Below are 19,617 nucleotides of genomic sequence, written 5' to 3'. Positions count from 1 at the left end.
CTTGTTACTCCCAAGAACCCTCGTTACGAAAGTAGCGAGGGTTTTTGCTTTGGGCGGCCGGTTTGTATTGATGTCCGTTTGCCCTGGCGAGAGCCGACATCTCGCCCATACGCGACGATCAGGTACACACGTTCTCTTAGTGTTATGCACAGACCCGCAGGCCACCGGCAAACGCTTGTGCATCAATTGACAGACAGGATCTTTGGTTTTGGTGCGTCCAGTCGGCCGTCAACCCTTGGCCCAGGCGGTTGCTGAAAAACAGGAACTTAGATTTATACACAGCCGGATTGACTGCGCACCAGGGCTGTTAATTTATGCACAGGTAAAAATCCAAGATTCCACCCGAATCCCCGCACACATACCGGGCACGGCAAACACACCCAAACGACAGACAATAAAAAAGCCGGCAGAGCCGGCTTCTTCATTTCCATCATGGCTGCATCATCATGATACGGACATGCCAACGACTTACTGCTTCGTCGCCACCGTCACCGTATTCTCATGGATGCCCCCGCCCAGTGCCTTGTACAGATCAATCGCATTGTTCAAGCGCAACTGCCGCGCCTGAATCAAGGCCTGCTGCGCCGAGAACAGATCACGCTGCGCATCCAGCTGATCCAGCGAAGACGCAATGCCGTTCTTGAAGCGCAGGTCGGTCAGTTTCAAGCGTTCCTGCTGGGCCGCCAGGAAAGCCTCCTGTGCCTTGACCTGATCCTCCAGCGAACCACGCGCCACCAGCGCATCAGCCACTTCGCGGAAGGCAGTCTGGATGGTCTTCTCGTAAGTCACCACGGCCTTGTTCTTGCGTACTTCGGCCAGATCCAGATTGGCGCTGTTGCGTCCGAAGTCGAAAATTGGCAGAGACAGCGAGGGACCAAAGCTCCACGCGCCCGAACCTGACTCGAACAAGCCTCCCAGCGTGCTGCTGGCACTGCCGAAGCTGCCAGTGAGCGAAATGCGCGGGAAGAAGGCCGCGCGTGCCGCGCCGATGTTGGCGTTGGCTGCCAGCAGACTCTGCTCGGCCGAACGGATGTCCGGACGATTGATCAGCAGGTCCGACGGCAGACCCGCCGGAATATCGGTGACGATCTTCTCATCCGACAGCAACTGCGCAGGCGGCAGATCCCCTACCTTCTTGCCCACCAGCAGCGTGAGCGCATTCTCGGCCTGCGCACGCTGGCGCTCCAGCTGAGCCTTGGCCACCCGGGCCGACTCGACCAGCGTCTGCGTCAGACGGAAGTCCAGCGCAGAACTGGCGCCCACGTCGAAGCGCCGCTTTGCCAGGTCAAGATCGGTCTCGCGCGACTTCAGGGTGTCGTTGGCCAGCTGCAGCTGTTCTGCATAGGAGCGCTCGGACAGATACGCCTGTGCCACCTGTGCCACCAAACTGATCTGTGCCGACTTCTGGGCCTCCTCTGTGGAGAGATAAGTCGCCAGCGCCGCATCCTTCAGGTTGCGTACGCGGCCGAAGAAGTCCAACTCGTAGGCTGGCACCGCCAGGCCGACCTGATAGCTGTTGCTGATGAACGGCTGCCCCGTCAGCGACTGACTGGCCGCAGTACGCGCGCGCGCAGCGCTGCCAGTGACGTTCAGGTTGGGCAGCAGATCAGCGCGGGCGATCTGATACTGCGCACGCGCTTCCTCGATGTTGAGCACGGCCGTGCGCAGGTCACGGTTGTTCTCCAGCGCAGCGGCGATCAGTTGCTGCAGACGCTGGTCCGGGAAGAACTGGCGCCAGCCCAGATTGACAGCCTGCAGCTCGGCACGGCCTGCTGCATCAGCCGGATAGGCCGCTTCCACCGGCGCTTGCGGACGGTCATAAGTGGGGGCCAGCGAGCAGCCCCCCAGTACGCCGGCCACCATCAGCGCTGCGCATAATTGCAGCAGGCGAGGCGAGCGCGGCAACGACATATTGGTCATTGTCATTCTCCACTATCAATCTTGGGCGAGTGGTCGGCGTCAAACTTGCGCTGACGCTCGCTGCCCTTGAAAATCTTGCGCACGACCACGAAGAAGATCGGCACCAGGAACACTGCCAGCACGGTGGCGGTAATCATGCCGCCCATCACGCCGGTACCAATGGCGCGCTGGCTGGCAGAACCGGCACCGGAGGCGATGGCCAGCGGCAACACGCCAAGAATGAAGGCCAGCGAGGTCATGATGATGGGACGGAAGCGCAGGTGCACCGCTTCCAGCGTCGCTTCGATCAGGCCCTTGCCTTGCGCTTGCAGATCCTTGGCGAACTCGATGATCAGAATCGCGTTCTTGGCCGACAGACCCACCACCGCAATCATCCCCACCTTGAAGTAAACGTCGTTGGGCATGGCGCGCAGCGTCACCCCAAGCAGCGCACCCAGGATACCCAGCGGCACCACCAGCATCACCGCCAGCGGAATCGAGGTGCTTTCATACAAGGCGGCCAGCACCAGGAACACCGCGATCAGCGACAGCGCATACAGGGCAGGGGCCTGGTTGCCGGAGGTCTTTTCTTCCAGCGACTGGCCGGTCCATTCGAAACCGAAGCCCGGCGGCAGCTTGGTCACGAAGGATTCCATCTCGGCCATGGCTTCACCGGTACTGCGGCCAGGGGCTGCACCGCCGGCGATCTTCATGGCCGGATAGCCGTTGTAGCGGATCAGCTGCACTGGACCATTGATCCACTTCGCGGTCACGAAGGCCGAGAAGGGCACCATGCCGCCATTGGCGTTGCGGGCGTACAAGTTGGTCAGATCTTCAGGTTGCAGGCGGCGATTGGCATCGGCCTGCACGATCACGCGCTGCTGACGGCCCTGGTTGGGGAAATCGTTCACATAGGCCGAACCCAGCGCCGTGGAGAGCACGCTGTTGATCGTCGAGAACGGTACGCCCAGCGCATTGGCCTTGTCGCGGTCGATGTCCAGTTGCAGCTGCGGCGCATCTTCCAGACCTTCCGGACGCACCCCGGCCAGCACCTTGCTCTGGGCCGCCATGCCCAGGATCTGGTTGCGAGCCTGCACCAGTGCAGCGTGACCCAGACCGGCGCGGTCCTGCAGACGGAAGGTGAAGCCGGTCGCATTACCCAGTTCCGGAATCGGCGGCGGGTTCAGCGGGAAGACGATCGCATCCTTGATCCGCGAGAAGGTGCCGAATGCCTTGTGAGCAATCGCATCAGCCGATTGCGACTTGTCGCGCTCGGACCAGTCCTTCAGCGGAGTAAACACCAGTGCCGCGTTCTGGCCATTACCGGAGAACGAATAACCCAGCACCGCAATGGCATGCTCCACCGCCGGATCCTTGAGATAGTACTGCTCGATCTGCTTGACCACCTCGGTAGTACGCGCGGTACTCGCGCCCGGCGGCAGCTGCACGTTGGTGATGATGTAGCCCTGGTCTTCGTTGGGCAGGAAGGATGCCGGCAGGCGCACATACAGCAGGCCCACGCACGCCACGATGACCACGTAGACGATCATGTAGCGACCGGCCTTGCCCAGCATGCGAGCGATCAAGCCCTGGTAGCCATTGGCGGTGGTGTTGAACTTGCGGTTGAACCAGCCGAAGAAGCCCTTCTTCTCGTGGTGATGCCCCTTTTCCACCGGCTTGAGGATGGTCGCGCACAGCGCCGGCGTGAGAGTGAAAGCCATCAGCACCGAGAACACCATCGAGGCCACCATCGACAGCGAGAACTGGCGATAGATCGCCCCCACCGCGCCACCGAAGAAGGCCATCGGGATGAACACTGCGATGAGCACCAGGGTGATACCGATCAGCGCGCCGCTGATCTGACCCATGGCCTTGCGGGTGGCGTCGGCAGGCGAGAGACCTTCCTCGCTCATGATGCGTTCGACGTTCTCCACCACCACGATGGCGTCATCGACCAGGATACCGATGGCCAGCACCATGCCGAACATGGTCAGCACGTTGATCGAGAAGCCGAACAGCAGCAGCGTGGCAAAGGTCCCCAATAGCGCCACCGGCACCACGATGGTCGGGATGATGGTGTAGCGGATGTTCTGCAGGAACAGGAACATCACCAGGAACACCAGCACGATGGCTTCGATCAGGGTCTTGACCACTTCCTCGATCGAGATCTTGACGAACTTGGAAGTGTCGTACGGGATGGTGTATTTCACGCCCGCCGGGAAGTACTTGGACAGCTCTTCCATCTTCTTGTGCACGGCCGTGGCGGTACCCAGCGCATTGGCAGTGGGCGAGAGCTGCACGCCGATGAAGGACGAGGGCTTGCCATCCAGGCGACCGGACGTGTCATAACTCTGGCCACCGACTTCGATGCGGGCCACATCGCGCAGGCGTACGCTGGAGCCATCGGCATTGGCGCGCAGCACGATGTTGCCGAACTGCTCGGGCGAGGTCAGCTGACCGTTCACCACCACGGTGGCGGCGATCTGCTGGGTGCCCGGGCTGGGCAAGGCACCCAGGGTACCGCCGGCCACCAGTGCGTTCTGTGCCTGGATGGCCGCCGTCACGTCGGCCGGAGTCAGGCTCAGGCCGATCAGCTTGTTCGGGTCGATCCAGATGCGCATGGCGCGTTCGGTACCGAACAGCTGCGCCTGACCGACACCGGGCACGCGCTTGATTTCGTTCAGGACATTGCGCGACAGATAGTCACCCAGCGCCACCGGATCAAGCTTGCCATCGGTGGAAGACAAACCGATGAAGAGCAGGAAGTTGGAACGCGACTTGGTCACCTGCACGCCCTGTTGCGTCACGGCCGCCGGCAGGCGGGCCTCGACGCGCTTCAAGCGGTTCTGCACATCCACCGCCGCCAGGTCCGGATTGGTTTCCGGCGAGAAGGTGATGGTGATCTGCACCTGGCCGTTGGCCTGGCTTTGCGACTCGATGTATTGCAGGCCATCGGCGCCGTTCATTTCCTGTTCGATCAGGCTGGTCACCGAATCGTCCAGGGTCTGTGCGGTTGCACCCGGATAGGTGGCCGTGACCACAATGGTCGGCGGCGCAATGTTGGGGTACTGGGACACCGGCAAGCCGGTGATGGCCAGCGCACCGGCCAGCATGATGAAGATCGCTAGCACCCACGCAAATACGGGGCGATCAATAAAGAACTTTCCCATCTGGCAGCCTCTTAGTTAGCTTTCGGTTGGGCACTCGCGTCCTGCTTGGCCGGCTGGCCGGCAGCGGCGGCGGGAGCGCCCGCGGGACTCCATTGGACCGGCTTGACGGTGGCGCCCGGGCGGACCTTCTGCAGACCCTCCACGATCACGCGATCACCTTCCTTCAAGCCATCGAGAATCTGCCAGTTGTTGCCGCGTGCGCCGCCGGTCTTGACCGGACGCGGTTCGACCTTGTTCTCGGCATTGACCACCATCACGATCGAACCGCCGGCGTCGCGCATCACAGCCTGTTGCGGCACCAGCAGAGCCTGCTCATCGACAGCCTGCTCGATCTTGGTCCGCACATAGGTCCCCGGCAGCAGCAGGCGCTTGGGATTGGGGAATTCGGCGCGCAGCGAGACCGAACCGGTGCTTTCATCCACACTCACATCGGAGAACAGCAGCTTGCCCGGCTGGTCGTAGGGCTGGCCGTTTTCCAGCACCAGGGTCACGCTGGCCTTGTTGTCGCCGACCTTCTTCAACTGGCCGGCCGCCATGGCCTGCTGCAGCCTCAACAGATCGGCGCTGGACTGGGTCACGTTGACATAGATCGGATCGAGCTGCTGCACCAGGGCCAGCTGGGTGGCATCCCCCTGGCCCACCAGGGCGCCCTCGGTCACCAGCGCGCGGCCGATACGGCCGGAGATGGGCGAGGTCACGGTGGCATAGCCCAGGTTCAGGCTGGCCGTCTGCACGGCCGCCTTGCCGGCGGCCACGTCGGCTTCGGCCTGCTTCTGGGCCGCCACGGCGTTGTCATATTCTTGCTTGGAGACGGCATTGACTTCCACCAGCGGCTTGTAGCGCTGCGCGGTCAGCGAAGTCTGGGTCAGGTTGGCCTGGGCGCGTGCCAGCGTGGCTTGTGCGCTTTCCAGGCTGGCCTTGTACTGGGCCGGATCGATCTTGAAGAGCACCTGGCCTGCCTTGACCTCGCTGCCTTCCTTGAAGACGCGCTTTTGCACGATGCCCGCCACCCGTGCGCGTACCTGCGCCACGCGGAAGGCTTCCACCCGGCCCGGCAGTTCATTGGTGATGGCCACGCGCTGCGGGGTGATGGTCACCACCGAGACTTCGGCCGGCGGCATCGGGCCGCCTTGCGCGGCGGGTTTCTGTCCGCAGGCAACCAGCGCGGCGGCAACGGCGACGGTCATGGTGAGGCGCGTGAAACGACTGACTGAGCTCATAGATATCTCGCACGAAAGTAAAGTTGAAGCCGCCAGGGGCGGCGATGAAACGAATTCGGTAGAACCGGTCACGACGATGATGCTGACCCTGTCATCCACAGTCGGAGGGGATGGATGTTCCAGGGCGCAGGTTGTTGCAATGCAAAAGATCCCCACCGGCCTCGCGGCCAGGGTGATGAATTTTTTTGCACTTGATGAACGGCAGGGACTTGAAGCGGATGCTATTATACATACATCCATGAATGTATGTATTTCTTCTCAACATCACATTAATTTAGCAAAATTGTTCGAGACGGCGTAGCAAAATATGAGCGATACCTTGCATTTTCGTGCGAAAGGGACTCAGATGCCGTCTTCGCTGCCGAGAACCTGAGCTCTTCCCTCTGCACAGCGGGTGTTGCCGCGCTGCCAGGAAGACGAAACAGAGGCCCTGATATTGTGCATGAATCTCACTTATTTCTTCATGACCATTGCTGCGCACATGAAGCCTTTGACGAATATGCGCCCGCGCCGGATGATGTGCATTTGCAACATGCGCATGGGATGGCGGGCCTGATGGGCGGCGTCATCGTTCTTTCTGCTGGAGCTTGCTGACATGGCCCGATCGACCAAGGAAGAAGCGCTGGAAACCCGTTCCCGCATCCTTGATGCGGCCGAGCAGGTGTTTCATGAGCGCGGCGTCTCCCAGACCTCGCTGGCCGACGTGGCCAAGGCGGCCGAGGTCACGCGCGGGGCCATCTACTGGCATTTCAAGAACAAGAGCGATCTGTTCGACGCCATGTGCGAGCGCGTGCGCCTGCCCATGGAAGCGGTACTGGAGGAGAATGCCAGCCCGCAGGTCGCAGATCCGCTGGGCCAGTTCCTGCGCAGCGGTGTCTATGTGCTGACCATGGCTGCGACGGACGAGCGCTGCCGACGCGTGTTCGACATCATCTTCAACAAGTGCGAATTCGCCGACGCCCACGACCCCATCCTCATCCGCCAGCGCGAATGCCATGTGGACGGGCTGTTGCGACTGGAGCAGATCCTGCTCAACGCGGTTGCGCGCGGTCAGCTTCCGGTCACGCTGGATATCCGCCTGGCCTGCCTGGCGGCGCATGCCACCTTCAGTGGCTTGCTCACCGACTGGTTCTTTTCGCCGGACAGCTTCGACCTGGTCAAGGACGGCGAACGCATCCTGGCGGCCTCGCTCCATACCCTCAAGACCGCGCCGTCCCTGCAGAAGGTGCAGCCGGACTGAATCCCTCAAGACCCGGGCGGTTCTCAGGCGATATGAAGTAAAAAGCAAAAAAACAGGGAAAATCAGGCAGGCCGGAGAACCCGGCCCCCGTCTGGTCGGCCTGCGCTATGTGCATGACGCCCGCCGGCCAGAGTGCGATATGAAGCGATAGACCGGATCAGTAGGTCGGCATCGCGGGGTCGACCTCATTGGCCCAGGCATGTACGCCGCCGCTCAGGTTGATCACCCTGGTAAAGCCCTGGCGCTCCAGGAAGGCCGCCACCTGCATGCTGCGTCCGCCGTGATGGCAGATGCAGACCACCGGCTGCTCTTCATCGAGCTCCGAGAAGCGGCCGGGAATGGTGTTCATCGGGACCAGCTGCGAACCGGTGATGTGGCAGGTCTGGTGCTCCCAGGGTTCGCGCACATCCAGCAGCAGGGGCGTGGGGCGGTCCGGATCGTTGATCCAGGCGGCCAGTTCCGGGGCAGAGATGTGCTCCATGATGCTTTCCTGTCTCGGCCTGGTGATTCAGAACGTGAAGTGGGACGGCGTAATCGCTGCATGCAGCGGCTTGGCCAGGGTTTCCACGATATTGACGGTCTCGAAGGCGTGTTCCGAGGTGCGGGTGATCAGTTGCAGTTCCATCACCGGGGCCGAGCCGACGATGGCCAGCAGGCGGCCACCGATCTTGAGCTGCTTGCCGAAGGCTTCCGGCAGCACCGGCAGCGAGCCGGAGATGACGATGACGTCGTATTCAGCTGCCTTGCCGTCGGCACCGGTCCAGCCCTGCGCGCCATTGCCCAGTTGCACGTCCACATTGGCCACGCCGTAGTCGGCCAGGTTCTGCTCGGCCAGGGCCTTCAGTTCGGGGGAAATTTCCACGGTCGTCACGTGACGGGCCTTGTGGGCCAGCAGGGCCGCCATGTAGCCCGAGCCTGCGCCGATTTCCAGCACGTATTCGTGCTTCTTCACATTGGCTTCCTGCAGGATGCGCGCTTCGATCTTGGGAGCCAGCATGTTTTCACCACCCGGCAGCGGGATCTCGGTGTCGAAGAAAGCCAGGCTGCGATAGGCGGCCGGGACGAATTCTTCTCGCTTGACGACCATCAGCAGGTCCAGCACATCCTGCGCCAGCACGTTCCAGGGGCGGATTTGCTGCTCGATCATGTTGAAGCGGGCTTGTTCGATATTCATGGCGGTGGCTCGATTAATCAATTGCGACGGAAAGGCAGCATTTTAGCAAACACCGCCGCCCTAATCAGCCCATCTGTGCGGGGAATAAGCCCAGCGGCCGGCTTGTGTTGCGGGTTTTCCTCAATGCAATGCGAGCGTGTCAGGCTGGCATCAGGTGTTCAGTCCATTCAGGCAGAGGTCGATCATGCTCTGCAGGTAGGCTTGCGGATCGATGGGATCGGCCGCGCAGGGTGCGAGTGAGCGTTCCCACAGCATCAGCATGATGAGGGGGGCGATGATGACTTTCTTCATCGCCTGGGCGTCGATGCGGCGAAATTCCCCGCGCGCCATGCCGCGTTCGAGCACGCGTACCACCGTGGCGTCGCCGCGGGCGGTGATCTCGTCATGGTAGAAGCGCGCCAGCTCGGGGAAGTTGCCGGATTCGGCCACCATCAGCTTGGCAATACCCATCACGCCGGAGTGCGAGGCGGCCTGCCACCAGTGCATGATGAGCTCGCGCAGCAGTTCGCCGCTGCTGCCGGCATGGCCCTCGATGCGCGCCTCGGCCTGGTCCAGCAGGGGCAGCATGTTGGTACGCACCACCGACTTGAAGAGGCTTTCCTTGCCGTCGAAGTAGAGATAGAGCGTGCCCTTGGAGACGCCCGCGCGGGCCGCCACGTCTTCCAGGCGGGTGGCGGCATAGCCGCGTTCGACGAACAACTCCAGAGCCGCCGCCAGCAACTCCTGGGGGCGGTCCTGCTTGCGTCGTTCCCAACGCGGTTCTTTGGCCGATGCTGACATGAGAAACAAGATTACCGGGACGGGGCAATGTAAGTGGCAAATCGCGCCGGCGTCAAGCGAGCAGCGCAAGCCCTCCACGCAAGCCGCAGAGAGCACGATGCACTACAATGCAGTCCCCGCATACCACCGGCCACCAGGAAAGCCCATGAACTGCCGAGACGCATGCGGCGCCTGCTGCATCGCCCCCTCCATCACCAGCCCGATTCCCGGCATGCCGCATGGCAAGCCGGCCAATGTGCCCTGTGTGCAACTGGGGGAGGACATGCGCTGCAAGATCTTCGGCCAGCCGGAGCGTCCGGCCTTCTGCGCCGGCTTGCAGCCTTCGCTGGAGATGTGTGGGCAGAACCGCAGCCAGGCCATTACCTGGCTCAGTGAACTGGAGACGCTGACCGCGCCGGGCAGCAAGGCTGGCCGGCGACCGGAAGAGGAAGCCTGAAGTTTAGAAGGCTTCCTCGCGCCGCCGTCGCGCTTCTTCGCGAATATCCTCGATGAGCCGCCGGGTATCCACCTTTTCCTTGAGGTGGGCGGCATGGGCTTCACGGCTGATGGGAGCGATGGTGGTCAGCTCCTTCAGATCGGCAGTACTTTCTTCGTGTCGATGATGCACCGCTGCTCCTGAATCGATAAAAGGGAGGGAGGAACCCTGCCTTTGTACCACGGATCGGCATCATCTGGCGAGTTTGGCATCAAATGAGCGCTGATACGGGGCCGATGTGTCCTGATCCGGGTCCCGGCGAAAGATCTCCCTGCACCGCCCGGCAGGCCGCCTCCCGCTCCTGCCCCGCCGGGGATGGGATGAATGAAAAGTCAGCTTCGTGCGAATGGCTGACAGGAAAACGCGAGTTTTGTCACCCTGCTAAGGTAAAATCCGTTTTTGTTGCAGCGCACCGAGTGCACTTTCTGCATGCCGGTGAGGTCCAAAGGCCGCTTGATGGCAACGCAAACCGTCCTGCCCGGGTTTGGGCGGCCCCGTGACCGTGCTTGACGGTAGCCGGCCACCCAAAAACGGGAGATTGCTTCACCCGTTTGCGTATCCAGGCGCCCGGAGGGCCGAATTGGCGGGCTTTCGGGCCCGGCAGCAGCAATTTCCTTCATTTCCCTTCAACCCCACCACCACAGCCACTCACAGCACCCGTATGGACACTCTCCTCGCGCTCAAGGCGCTCATCATGGGCATCGTCGAAGGCCTGACCGAATTCCTGCCCATTTCCTCCACCGGCCACCTGATCCTGACCAACAGCCTGTTGCAGTTCACGGGTCCCGAATTTTCCAAGGACAAGGCCGACGTCTTCGAGATCGTCATCCAGGCCGGCGCCATTCTGGCGGTGTGCTGGGAGTACCGTGCGCGCATCGCTGCCGTGTTGACCGGCTTGTTCACCGACCGCAAGGCGCAGCGCCTGGTGATCAACCTGATCATCGCCTTTCTGCCGGCGGCCATCCTGGGCCTGCTGTTCAGTCGCCGCATCAAGGAAATGCTGTTCAACCCGGTCTCGGTGGCGATCGCCTTCATCGTCGGCGGCCTCATCATCCTGTGGGTGGAGCGTCGCAACAAGGACCGCATGAGCATGGCCTCGGCCCGCGTCGAAACGGTAGACGACATGACCGCCCTGGACGCACTCAAGGTCGGCATCGCCCAGGCCTTCGCCCTGATCCCCGGTACCAGCCGCTCGGGCGCCACCATCATCGGCGGCATGATGTTCGGCCTGTCGCGCAAGGCGGCCACCGAGTTTTCGTTCTTCCTGGCCATCCCCACGCTCTTCGCCGCCACCCTCTATTCGCTCTACAAGGAACGCGCCCTGCTGTCGGCTGCCGACGTGCCGCTGTTCACCGTGGGTACCGTGGCCGCCTTCGTCTCGGCCTTCCTGTGCGTGCGCTGGTTGCTGCGCTACATCAGCTCGCACGATTTCACCATCTTCGCCTGGTATCGCATCGTCTTCGGCATCATCGTCCTGGTGACTGCCTATACCGGCGTGGTCGCCTGGGTGGAGTGATCCAGCGGCGCCTGACATCGCACAGCGCATGCCTGTGCGGACGTCAGGCGCCTGTCAGCCCGCGCCCCGGCGGGCGCGGTACACTGCTGCACCCGTGGCCGGCCTTGCTGCCGGCACCGGTTCACAACATTCTTTTCGCCAACTCCCTTCAGAGCACACCCCATGGCCAACGTCTGCAGCGCCGGGCTTGATATCGGCTTTGCCTCCCTCAGTTACGCGCAGATCGGTTTTCTCGGCATCGTCCAGGGCATCACCGAACTGCTCCCCATTTCCTCGACCGCCCACATGCGCGTGGTACCGGCCTTCCTGGGCTGGCATGATCCGGGCTCGGCCTTTTCCGCCGCCATGCAGCTGGCGGCGCTGGCCGCCGTGATCAGCTACTTCCGGCGCGATGTGACGGCGGTGACCGGTGGCAGCCTGGCTGCCTGGCGTCGCCGCGATTTCACCGATCCCATGTTCAGGCTGGCCGTGGCCATCCTCCTGGCCACCATTCCCATCGGCATTGCCGGACTGGCCTTGTCGCACGTGCTCAACGCCTGCGGCTCGCCGCTGCGCAGCCTCTCCGTGATCGGCTGGTCCTGCATCGTCATGGCGGTGCTGCTGGCGATCTCGGAACTGGTCTGCCGCCATCGCCGCAGTGTCGACCAGATGCGCCTGCGCGATGCCATGATCGTCGGGCTGGCACAGGTCGGTGCGCTCATCCCGGGGGTCTCGCGTTCCGGCTCCACGCTCACCGCCGCGCTGTTCCTGAATTTCCGTCGCGAGGAAGCCGCGCGCTTTTCCTTCCTGCTGGGTTTGCCTGCCATCGCGCTGGCTGGCTTGAAGGAGCTGGCCGTGCTGCTGCATGCGCATATCCCGCTGCAAGCCTGGGGCGTGCTGCTGTTCGGCCTGGTCGTGGCAAGTGTCTCGGCTTTTGTCGCCATCTGGGGCTTGATGAAATTCCTGGAGCGTTTCTCGACATGGCCCTTCATCGTCTATCGAGCTGCGCTGGGTGTTTTCCTGCTGTTGGCGGTGTCGCGGGGCTGGCTGCAATAAAATAGCGCCTTTGCTACGCAGCAGCTTCAGGTTTTCCATGGTCGATTTCGATTCCCTGCCTCCCGGCGCCACCCAGCAGGAACGTGCACTGCACGTGCTGGAAACGGTGTTCGGCTACTCGTCCTTTCGCGGTCATCAGGGCGAGATCGTCCAGCACGTCGCCGGTGGCGGGGATGCCTTGGTGCTCATGCCCACCGGCGGCGGCAAATCGCTCTGCTACCAGGTCCCGGCGTTGCTGCGCGCGGGCACTGGCGTGGTGGTCTCGCCGCTGATCGCGCTGATGCAGGACCAGGTCGATGCCTTGGCCGAAGTCGGGGTGCGCGCCGCCTTCCTCAATTCCACCCAGAGTTTCGACGAAGCCCTGCAAATCGAGCGGCGCCTGCGTCAGGGGGATCTGGATCTGCTCTATGTCGCCCCCGAACGCCTGATGACGCCGCGCTGTCTGGAGTTGCTGGAGTCGGCCCGCATCTCGCTGTTCGCCATCGATGAAGCGCACTGCGTCTCGCAATGGGGCCATGATTTCCGTCCGGAATACATCAAGCTCTCCATCCTGCACGAGCGTTTCCCGCAGGTGCCGCGCATCGCGCTGACGGCCACCGCCGACCAGCAGACCCGCGAAGAAATCATCCACCGCCTGCAACTGGAAGATGCGCGCCAGTTCGTTTCTTCCTTCGACCGTCCCAACATCCGTTACCAGATCGTCGAGAAGGCCAACGGCCGCAAGCAGTTGCTGGACTTCATCAAGAGCGAACATCCGGACGATGCCGGCATCGTCTACTGTCTCTCGCGCAAGAAGGTCGAGGAGACTGCCGAGTTCCTGCGCAGCGAGGGCCTCAATGCGCTGGCCTATCACGCCGGCATGGACTATGCGCTGCGCACCAGGAACCAGGCGCGCTTTCTGCGCGAAGACAAGATCGTGATGGTGGCCACCATCGCCTTCGGCATGGGCATCGACAAGCCCGACGTGCGCTTCGTCTGCCACCTCGACCTGCCCAAGAGCGTGGAAGGCTATTACCAGGAAACCGGACGCGCCGGCCGCGACGGCCTGCCTGCCGACGCCTGGATGGCCTATGGCCTGCAGGATGTGGTGCAGCAGCGCCGCATGATTGACGAATCCGAAGCCGACGAAACCTTCAAGCGCGTGCTCGGCACCAAGCTCGACGCCATGCTGTCTCTGTGCGAGACCTTGCACTGCCGGCGCGTGCACCTGCTGGATTATTTCGGCGAGCCATCCAGCCCCTGCGGCAATTGCGATACCTGCCTCACGCCACCGGTTTCCTTCGATGCCACGGTCGAGGTGCAGAAGCTGCTCTCTACCGTCTACCGCGTCGAGCAGCGCTTTGCGCCCGGCCATGTGATCGAGGTGCTGCGTGGCATCGATGGCGAACGCGTCAAGCAGTGGCGTCACGACCAGCTTTCCGTCTTTGGTGTCGGCAGTGATCGTGGCGAGGCTGAATGGCGTGCCATCCTGCGCCAGGTGATCGCCCTGGGTCTGCTGACCGTGGACGCCGAGAACTACAGCGCTCTGAAGCTCACCGAAGCCGCCCGCCCGGTACTGCGCGGCGAGCAGCAGGTGCAGTTGCGCCGCTACCGCAAGCCGGAGAAGGCCAAGCGCAGTTCGCAGCGCTCCGGCTTCGTCGAGACCAACCTCAGCAGCGAAGAACAGGCGCTCTTCGAGAAGCTGCGCTGGTGGCGCGTGGAGACGGCGCGCGAACACAACGTGCCGGCCTACGTCATCTTCCACGATGCCACCATGCGCGAGATCGCCAAGGCGCGGCCGCAGTCGCTGGATGCGCTGCGCCACGTCACCGGCGTGGGCGAGAAGAAACTGGAGACCTATGGCGCCCAGATCATCGCCCTGATTGCCGAAATGCAGGGTGGATAGCGGCAAGAGTCTGGGGGAGGGTGGAAAATGGACGATATGAAGTTTTCTGCATCAGTTGCCCCGTAGGCCCCATGAAAAACGGCATGTCCTGTGAAGGAACATGCCGTTTTTCATGGGGCCGGGGGAGGGCGAATCGATCAGGCGCGCTTTTCGAACACCAGATCCCACACGCCATGACCCAGGCGCAGGCCGCGGTTTTCGAACTTGGTGGTATCGCGGTAATGCGGACGCGGGACGTAGCCGGACGGATCGGTCGCGGTATTTTTCAGAGTCGGTTCGGCCGACAGGACTTCGAGCATCTGGATGGCATATTCTTCCCAGTCGGTGGCGCAGTGGAGATAGCCACCGGGGGCCAGGCGGGTGCTGATCAGTTGCACCAGGGGCGACTGGATCAGGCGGCGCTTGTTGTGGCGCGCCTTGTGCCAGGGATCGGGGAAGAACACATGCACGCCGGCCAGGGACTCGGGGGCGATCATGTTGGTGAGCACTTCGACGGCATCGTGCTGGATGATGCGGACGTTTTCCAGCTGGCCTTCGCCGATCAGCTTGAGGTAGCTGCCCACGCCGGGGGTATGGACTTCGACGCCGATGAAGTTTTTCTCGGGCATCAGGGCCGAGATCTTGGCGCTGGTTTCGCCCATGCCGAAGCCGATTTCGAGGATGGTCGGTGCCTGGCGTGCGAAGGTGGCATCCAGGTCCAGCGGGGCCTTGTCGTAGGGGACGAGGAAGCGCGGTCCGAGTTCTTCCAGTGCGCGTCCTTGCGCGACCGACACGCGCCCGGCGCGGGTGACGAAACTGCGGATGCGGCGCTCGCTGGGATCGTAGAACAGCGGCTTGCCGGATTTGTTTTCAGACATGGATGACTCGAAGCAATTGAGGCGCGGCCCGCACAGTCGCGCCGGTCAGGGACGGGCGAAGAGGGCCGCAGGGAAGCGATCTGGAGCGGGTGAAGGGGATCGAACCCTCGTCTTAAGCTTGGGAAGCTTCTGCTCTACCATTGAGCTACACCCGCGAGAGCCGGTATTTTACGCGGGATTCTATTGCGCGGGCAAACCTTGGTGCGGCCAGATTGGCTTGTTGATCCCGAGCCAATTCCATTGCGCAATTTATTTATCCTGCTCCTTGGTCTCACGCGCCTTCCTGGCTTTGGCATATTGCTCGGACATTTTGCGCCATTGATTCAATTGCCGGAAATAAGTCCTCTTGATACCCACCTCGGAGAGTGGACGGATACCACGGACCGGACCGACAGGAGGGACGCGACGTTCGCTCATGATGTGTGGCTCCTGCCAGGGTTTGTTGGCCCTGATGATGATCTTGTTTTCGAAACGGTCTGGTATTTCCTTCTTCACGCCTGCCCAAGCTCATCCAACAGAATCTCGATGCGCTCCTTGCCGCGCCCGGTATTCTTGCGCTTGAGCCGTATCGTTCCCACTTCGGCAGTGGTGCGAGGGTGCGTACCGCCGCAGGCCATGCGCGCAAATCCTTCCACTTCCCAGTAACGCCGCCCGGCCGCTTCGTCGCTGAAGGCCGTGACGATGGGCCGGTCCGCCGCCACCAGTTGCCGCGCCGCCGCCTCGATGGCCGGGAACAGCGGGGCCAGGCTGGTTTCGCTGGCGAAGTCCACCCGCGCCTTGTCCACGGCAATATGCGCGCCGATGCGTTCGATGCCGGGACGCATCTGGTAGACCAGCTGCAACACCATCTCGGCCGCGAAGTGCAGGCGCATCAGGCGATAGCGCCGCATCCAGTCGATCTGCAGGCGAACCGCATCGCCGACCTGAAGTCCATGGCCCGATGGCAGCGTGTAGACAATGTCTTGCTCGCGCTTCTCCGCCTGCAGCACGGGATGGCCGCCCAGCGTACCGACGTCACTCTCCTGCCCACCGGAAAAAGCGAAAAAGATCGTCTGCGCCACTTGGACCTGGTCCCCATCAACGGCGCTGATCATCGTATCGAGTTCGGTCTGGTAGGGAGCGGACCAGAAAATTTTGCAAGTCATGATCGGGAGCACACGGCAACAGTTGATCGGTACGGCACATCGGCGCAAGTGTGTCACGCGCGAGACGCCAAACACAGGTGCACAAATTCTACGCTGAAAGCGGACTCACGCTTCGCATCACGGGATTCAGGCAGGCTGCGGATCAAGCAGGTCTTCAATGGCCGCAATATCCACCGCATCCCGCTGCTCCGCCCTCAGCAGTTCATCGGCATAACTGCGCCACAAGCCACTGTGCAGGAAGTAGCGGAACAGCTCCGTATCCAGGTGCTGCTCCCGGCACATCCTGGCCATGATGCGCAGCGATTCCGACAAGGTCTTGGCCGGCTTGTAAGGACGGTCCGCCGCGGTCAGCGCTTCGAAGACGTCGGCCAGCGCCATCACCCTGTCCTGCAAGGGCAGTTCGGCTGCGCGCAGGCGGCGCGGATAACCGCTGCCATCCATCTTCTCGTGATGATTGGCAGCGGTATCGGGCACGCTCTTGAGCGAGTCCGGCCACGGCAGGCGCTTCAACATCACCAGCGTCTGCACGATGTGGTTGTTGATGGCGAAGCGGTCTTCCTCGGTCAGCGTGCCGCGCCGTACCGTCAGGTTGTGCAGCTCGCCCATGTTCTGCCGGACCTGCGGCAAGCGCATGTCGAAGCCCAGAGTATTGCGCGGATCGCCCCGTTCAACCGGCGGGCGGTGCCCCTCTTCCCAGGCCACCTCGTGCTCGGGACGATCGGCCAGCAACTGCTCGGTGCAGGGAAGCACCTGCTGCACCTGAGCGCCACGCGCGGCGGCGAGCCGCCGGCTCTCTTCGTCAGCCAGACCCAGGCTGTCATCGAAATGACGCTGCCAGGTCTGCGTGGCAATCTGGCGCAGGCGTGCGATGGCCTCGTCCGACATGGCCTCGCCGCCAACATTGCACTGCGCGACAAAGGCAAAATCCTCGCGCAACTGCTGTCGGCGCTGTTGCAGCTGCACGCGCCAAGCTTCGGCCTGGGCCGGGGGCAGGGTGGTGTAGAGCTCGCGCAGCAGATCCAGTTCGGCATCGCGCCACAGAACCTCGAAGCGCATGCGCACTTCATGGATGCGGTTGTGGATCACTTCCAGCTTGGTGGCCTTGTCCACGATGTGCTCGGGACTGGTGACCTTGCCGCAGTCGTGCAGCAGCGCGGCCAGCTGGAAGGCATAGCGCTGGTCTTCGTCGAGCCGGAAGTCGGCATAGCGGCCCTGGTCTTCCTGCGCTAGCCGGTCCACCAGCTGGATGGCCAGGTGCGGTACCCGCTCGCAGTGGCCACCGGTGTAGGGACTCTTGGCATCGATGGCATCGGCCATGAGACGGATCAGGGACTCCAGCAGCGCCTTTTGTGCGGCGATCAGCTGACGTGTCTCGATGGCCACGGCCAGCATGCCTGAAAGACGCCGCGCAAAGGCCAGGAAGCGCGGATCCTCGTGGGCGCTGTCATGGGCGTGCATGAGCACCAGCAGACCTTCAAGCGAGCCATTGCGGCCACGCAGGTCCAGTTCCACCCGCAGGCGGCCATCCTCGGTCTCGCGTGCTTCAAGCGCACAAGCAGCCCCTGAAGCCTCTGCGCCCTGCTCGTCATAGGCCATGCTGTCGGCCAGGCCGCATTGCTGGCCATAGGCCGCAGCCCGCTGCATCTGGCTGCCCTCGCGCTGCCACAGATAGACCGCGCCACCGTCGCAGCGCGTGGCCTGCACGAACTTCTCCAGCACCTGCTGCAGCATTTCTTCGACATGCGTCTCGGTACTGAGGATGGCGCTGATGTCGAGGAAAGCTTCTACCGTCAGACTCACGTGGTCCACCATGTCGGTGAGCATGTTGATCTCGCGCAGGGTGCTGCGACGCCGGTTCTGGATGCGGAAGTCGAAGCGCGACATGCGTCCGGCCCGCAGGGCGAGTCGCTCCATGCTGCGGCCGATGGCGCGTCCGGCCCACCACCCCAATGGCAGGAAGGCCAGCACCACCAGAAAGGCTACCAGTACCAGGGTCTTGCGATTGCGGTCGAGCTGGCCCAGCAGCTCGTCGCCGGGGGCCGCAATGAGCAGCTTGAGGGCATGGCCGTCGATGACATTGAAGGGCAATGACAGACCCAGCCACTCCCGTCCGCCCACGCTGTAGAGCGTGCTGGTCTGGCCATCCCGTGCGCGCTCGGCCAGGTGCGACAGGCTCGGTACATCCAGCTCCGGCAGGCCCCGGAAACGGAAGTTCTCGCCGTCCTGCTCCAGTACGCGCGCCATGTCGCTGTAGGCGATCACGCGCTGGTTCTCGTCCACCAGCGCCAGCTCACTGTGGGGCGTCAGGCGCAGGTTGCCCAGACTGGCGGCGAGGTCATCGAGTGTCATGTCGATGGCCACCACGGCATCGGTGTTGCGGGCACGCTGCGACAGGCTGATACCGATCTGGCGCGTGGTGAAAAATACGTAAGGGGCCGAGATGGAGGGGATCAGCGAACGGTCCGCCGTGGCGTACCAGGGGCGCGTGCGCGGGTCGAAGCGATAGCCGGCCTCGTCGCGCAGGCTCAGTAGTTTCAGCTCGGCGTCGTAGAAGCGGTATTGCCCGTGCTGCGCACCGTGGGCATCGTGCACGATGGTCTGCACGAGGAAAGCCGATGCAGTCGGCGCGGAGAAGAAAGCGCGCTGCTCCGCACCCCGCAGCGAGCGCACCAGCAGGAAGTCGCCATTGGGATAGCCCACGTAGACCGCCGACACCAGCGGATTGGCAACCAGGTCGATGGAGAAGGCCGCGATGCGCGTGAGGCGCTCATCAAGCCGGGTGGATTCGGTGATCGGATCGAAGGCCAGCTGGCGCAGCGTGGCCACGGCAGGGTCGATGATGCGTCGCGAGCGCTCGGTCATGATGCGTCCGGCATCCTCGGCGGAACGCTCGGCCATGTCCAGCAGCACCTGGCGTGCCCCCCACCAGCCTACTGAGACCAGCACCACCGCCAGCAGGACCATGCCCGCCATCACCAGTGCGGAAATGCCGAAGCGCACCGGCAGACCAGGCACGGTGGCGTCGTCATCAGAGGGATCAAACAAGGGGCGTTCGGGAAGGGGCATCGAGCACGCAGTGACTGGGTGACATGCAGCGGAACCCGCGATGCCATCGGCGCCGCCCACCCACCGGCGCACAACGGGACACGGCCTCTTTTATCTCCGCGTCAATATACCGGAATTACGTTGGGCCAGCAAAAAGCGGTCACGCGGCGTCTGCG

17 protein-coding genes and 1 tRNA gene are annotated in these 19,617 nt (G+C 62.8%); 6 read left to right on the top strand and 12 right to left on the bottom strand.

All coding sequences use genetic code 11. The features are described from left to right. Positions 1-468 precede the first annotated feature (468 nt). Genes HNO82_RS15190 through HNO82_RS15180 form a run of 3 tightly spaced genes read right to left on the bottom strand, consistent with a single transcriptional unit; the run spans position 469 to position 6,289 of the window. Entirely contained in the window at positions 469-1,920 is a 1,452-nt protein-coding gene (locus tag HNO82_RS15190; RefSeq protein ID WP_283810182.1) for an efflux transporter outer membrane subunit, read from the bottom strand. 2 nt (positions 1,921-1,922) lie between these two features. After that, positions 1,923-5,069: an efflux RND transporter permease subunit gene (locus HNO82_RS15185; protein ID WP_034349630.1), complete on the bottom strand. Its 3,147-nt coding sequence runs from the start codon at positions 5,067-5,069 to the stop codon at positions 1,923-1,925. Positions 5,070-5,080: 11 nt separating this feature from the next. Further along, positions 5,081-6,289, bottom strand: a complete 1,209-nt coding sequence (locus HNO82_RS15180) for an efflux RND transporter periplasmic adaptor subunit (RefSeq protein ID WP_008325245.1) — start codon at positions 6,287-6,289, stop codon at positions 5,081-5,083. Here HNO82_RS15180 and HNO82_RS15175 point away from each other — a divergent pair. Then, positions 6,267-6,590: a hypothetical protein gene (locus HNO82_RS15175; protein ID WP_175344299.1), complete on the top strand. Its 324-nt coding sequence runs from the start codon at positions 6,267-6,269 to the stop codon at positions 6,588-6,590. The genes HNO82_RS15180 and HNO82_RS15175 overlap by 23 nt on opposite strands. 294 nt (positions 6,591-6,884) lie before the next feature. Next, the gene (locus tag HNO82_RS15170) at positions 6,885-7,529 is read left to right on the top strand and encodes a TetR family transcriptional regulator (RefSeq protein WP_175344298.1); all 645 of its coding nucleotides are present in this window, start codon (positions 6,885-6,887) and stop codon (positions 7,527-7,529) included. A gap of 157 nt (positions 7,530-7,686) precedes the next feature. Here HNO82_RS15170 and HNO82_RS15165 read toward each other — a convergent pair whose 3' ends face one another. The 3 genes from HNO82_RS15165 to HNO82_RS15155 form a co-directional block, all read right to left on the bottom strand. Next, entirely contained in the window at positions 7,687-8,010 is a 324-nt protein-coding gene (locus tag HNO82_RS15165) for a rhodanese-like domain-containing protein (RefSeq protein WP_175344297.1), read from the bottom strand. Positions 8,011-8,037: 27 nt separating this feature from the next. After that, a complete protein-coding gene (locus tag HNO82_RS15160) occupies positions 8,038-8,703 on the bottom strand; it encodes a protein-L-isoaspartate O-methyltransferase family protein (protein ID WP_008325252.1) in 666 nt (221 codons plus the stop codon). 150 nt (positions 8,704-8,853) lie between these two features. Further along, the gene (locus tag HNO82_RS15155; RefSeq protein ID WP_175344296.1) at positions 8,854-9,483 is read right to left on the bottom strand and encodes a TetR/AcrR family transcriptional regulator; all 630 of its coding nucleotides are present in this window, start codon (positions 9,481-9,483) and stop codon (positions 8,854-8,856) included. Between the two features lie 145 nt (positions 9,484-9,628). On the opposite strand from HNO82_RS15155, the gene HNO82_RS15150 reads away from it, so the two are divergent. Then, positions 9,629-9,919, top strand: a complete 291-nt coding sequence (locus HNO82_RS15150; protein ID WP_175344295.1) for a YkgJ family cysteine cluster protein — start codon at positions 9,629-9,631, stop codon at positions 9,917-9,919. A gap of 3 nt (positions 9,920-9,922) precedes the next feature. Here HNO82_RS15150 and HNO82_RS15145 read toward each other — a convergent pair whose 3' ends face one another. Beyond that, entirely contained in the window at positions 9,923-10,090 is a 168-nt protein-coding gene (locus tag HNO82_RS15145) for a hypothetical protein (protein WP_008325257.1), read from the bottom strand. Positions 10,091-10,619: 529 nt separating this feature from the next. Here HNO82_RS15145 and HNO82_RS15140 point away from each other — a divergent pair. The 3 genes from HNO82_RS15140 (at position 10,620) to recQ (ending at position 14,394) form a co-directional block, all read left to right on the top strand. Then, on the top strand, positions 10,620-11,474 hold the full coding sequence (locus tag HNO82_RS15140; protein ID WP_008325258.1) for an undecaprenyl-diphosphate phosphatase: 855 nt from the start codon (positions 10,620-10,622) through the stop codon (positions 11,472-11,474). Positions 11,475-11,636: 162 nt separating this feature from the next. Then, entirely contained in the window at positions 11,637-12,509 is an 873-nt protein-coding gene (locus HNO82_RS15135) for an undecaprenyl-diphosphate phosphatase (protein ID WP_008325259.1), read from the top strand. A gap of 37 nt (positions 12,510-12,546) precedes the next feature. Continuing rightward, the gene (gene recQ / locus HNO82_RS15130) at positions 12,547-14,394 is read left to right on the top strand and encodes a DNA helicase RecQ (protein WP_175344294.1); all 1,848 of its coding nucleotides are present in this window, start codon (positions 12,547-12,549) and stop codon (positions 14,392-14,394) included. A gap of 137 nt (positions 14,395-14,531) precedes the next feature. On the opposite strand, the gene trmB is transcribed toward recQ, so the two are convergent. From trmB to HNO82_RS15105, 5 genes are all read right to left on the bottom strand, one after another. Beyond that, a complete protein-coding gene (gene trmB, locus HNO82_RS15125) occupies positions 14,532-15,251 on the bottom strand; it encodes a tRNA (guanosine(46)-N7)-methyltransferase TrmB (protein ID WP_008325264.1) in 720 nt (239 codons plus the stop codon). 81 nt (positions 15,252-15,332) lie between these two features. Continuing rightward, positions 15,333-15,406: transfer RNA gene (locus HNO82_RS15120), tRNA-Gly, on the bottom strand. Between the two features lie 94 nt (positions 15,407-15,500). Then, positions 15,501-15,668, bottom strand: coding sequence for a hypothetical protein (locus HNO82_RS15115; RefSeq protein WP_175344293.1), 168 nt, complete (start codon positions 15,666-15,668; stop codon positions 15,501-15,503). A 74-nt stretch (positions 15,669-15,742) separates the two neighbouring features. After that, positions 15,743-16,396 carry an alanyl-tRNA editing protein gene (locus tag HNO82_RS15110; protein ID WP_175344292.1) on the bottom strand — a complete coding sequence of 218 codons (654 nt, stop codon included), beginning with the start codon at positions 16,394-16,396 and terminating at the stop codon, positions 15,743-15,745. A gap of 126 nt (positions 16,397-16,522) precedes the next feature. Continuing rightward, positions 16,523-19,462: an HD domain-containing phosphohydrolase gene (locus tag HNO82_RS15105; RefSeq protein ID WP_175344291.1), complete on the bottom strand. Its 2,940-nt coding sequence runs from the start codon at positions 19,460-19,462 to the stop codon at positions 16,523-16,525. Positions 19,463-19,617: the final 155 nt, after the last annotated feature.

It is taken from the genome of Herbaspirillum sp. C9C3 (assembly GCF_013359625.1).
Lineage (GTDB): Bacteria > Pseudomonadota > Gammaproteobacteria > Burkholderiales > Burkholderiaceae_D > Herbaspirillum.
Note: the sequence above shows the minus strand (reverse complement) of the source record. Positions and strands in the feature narration are given on the sequence as shown.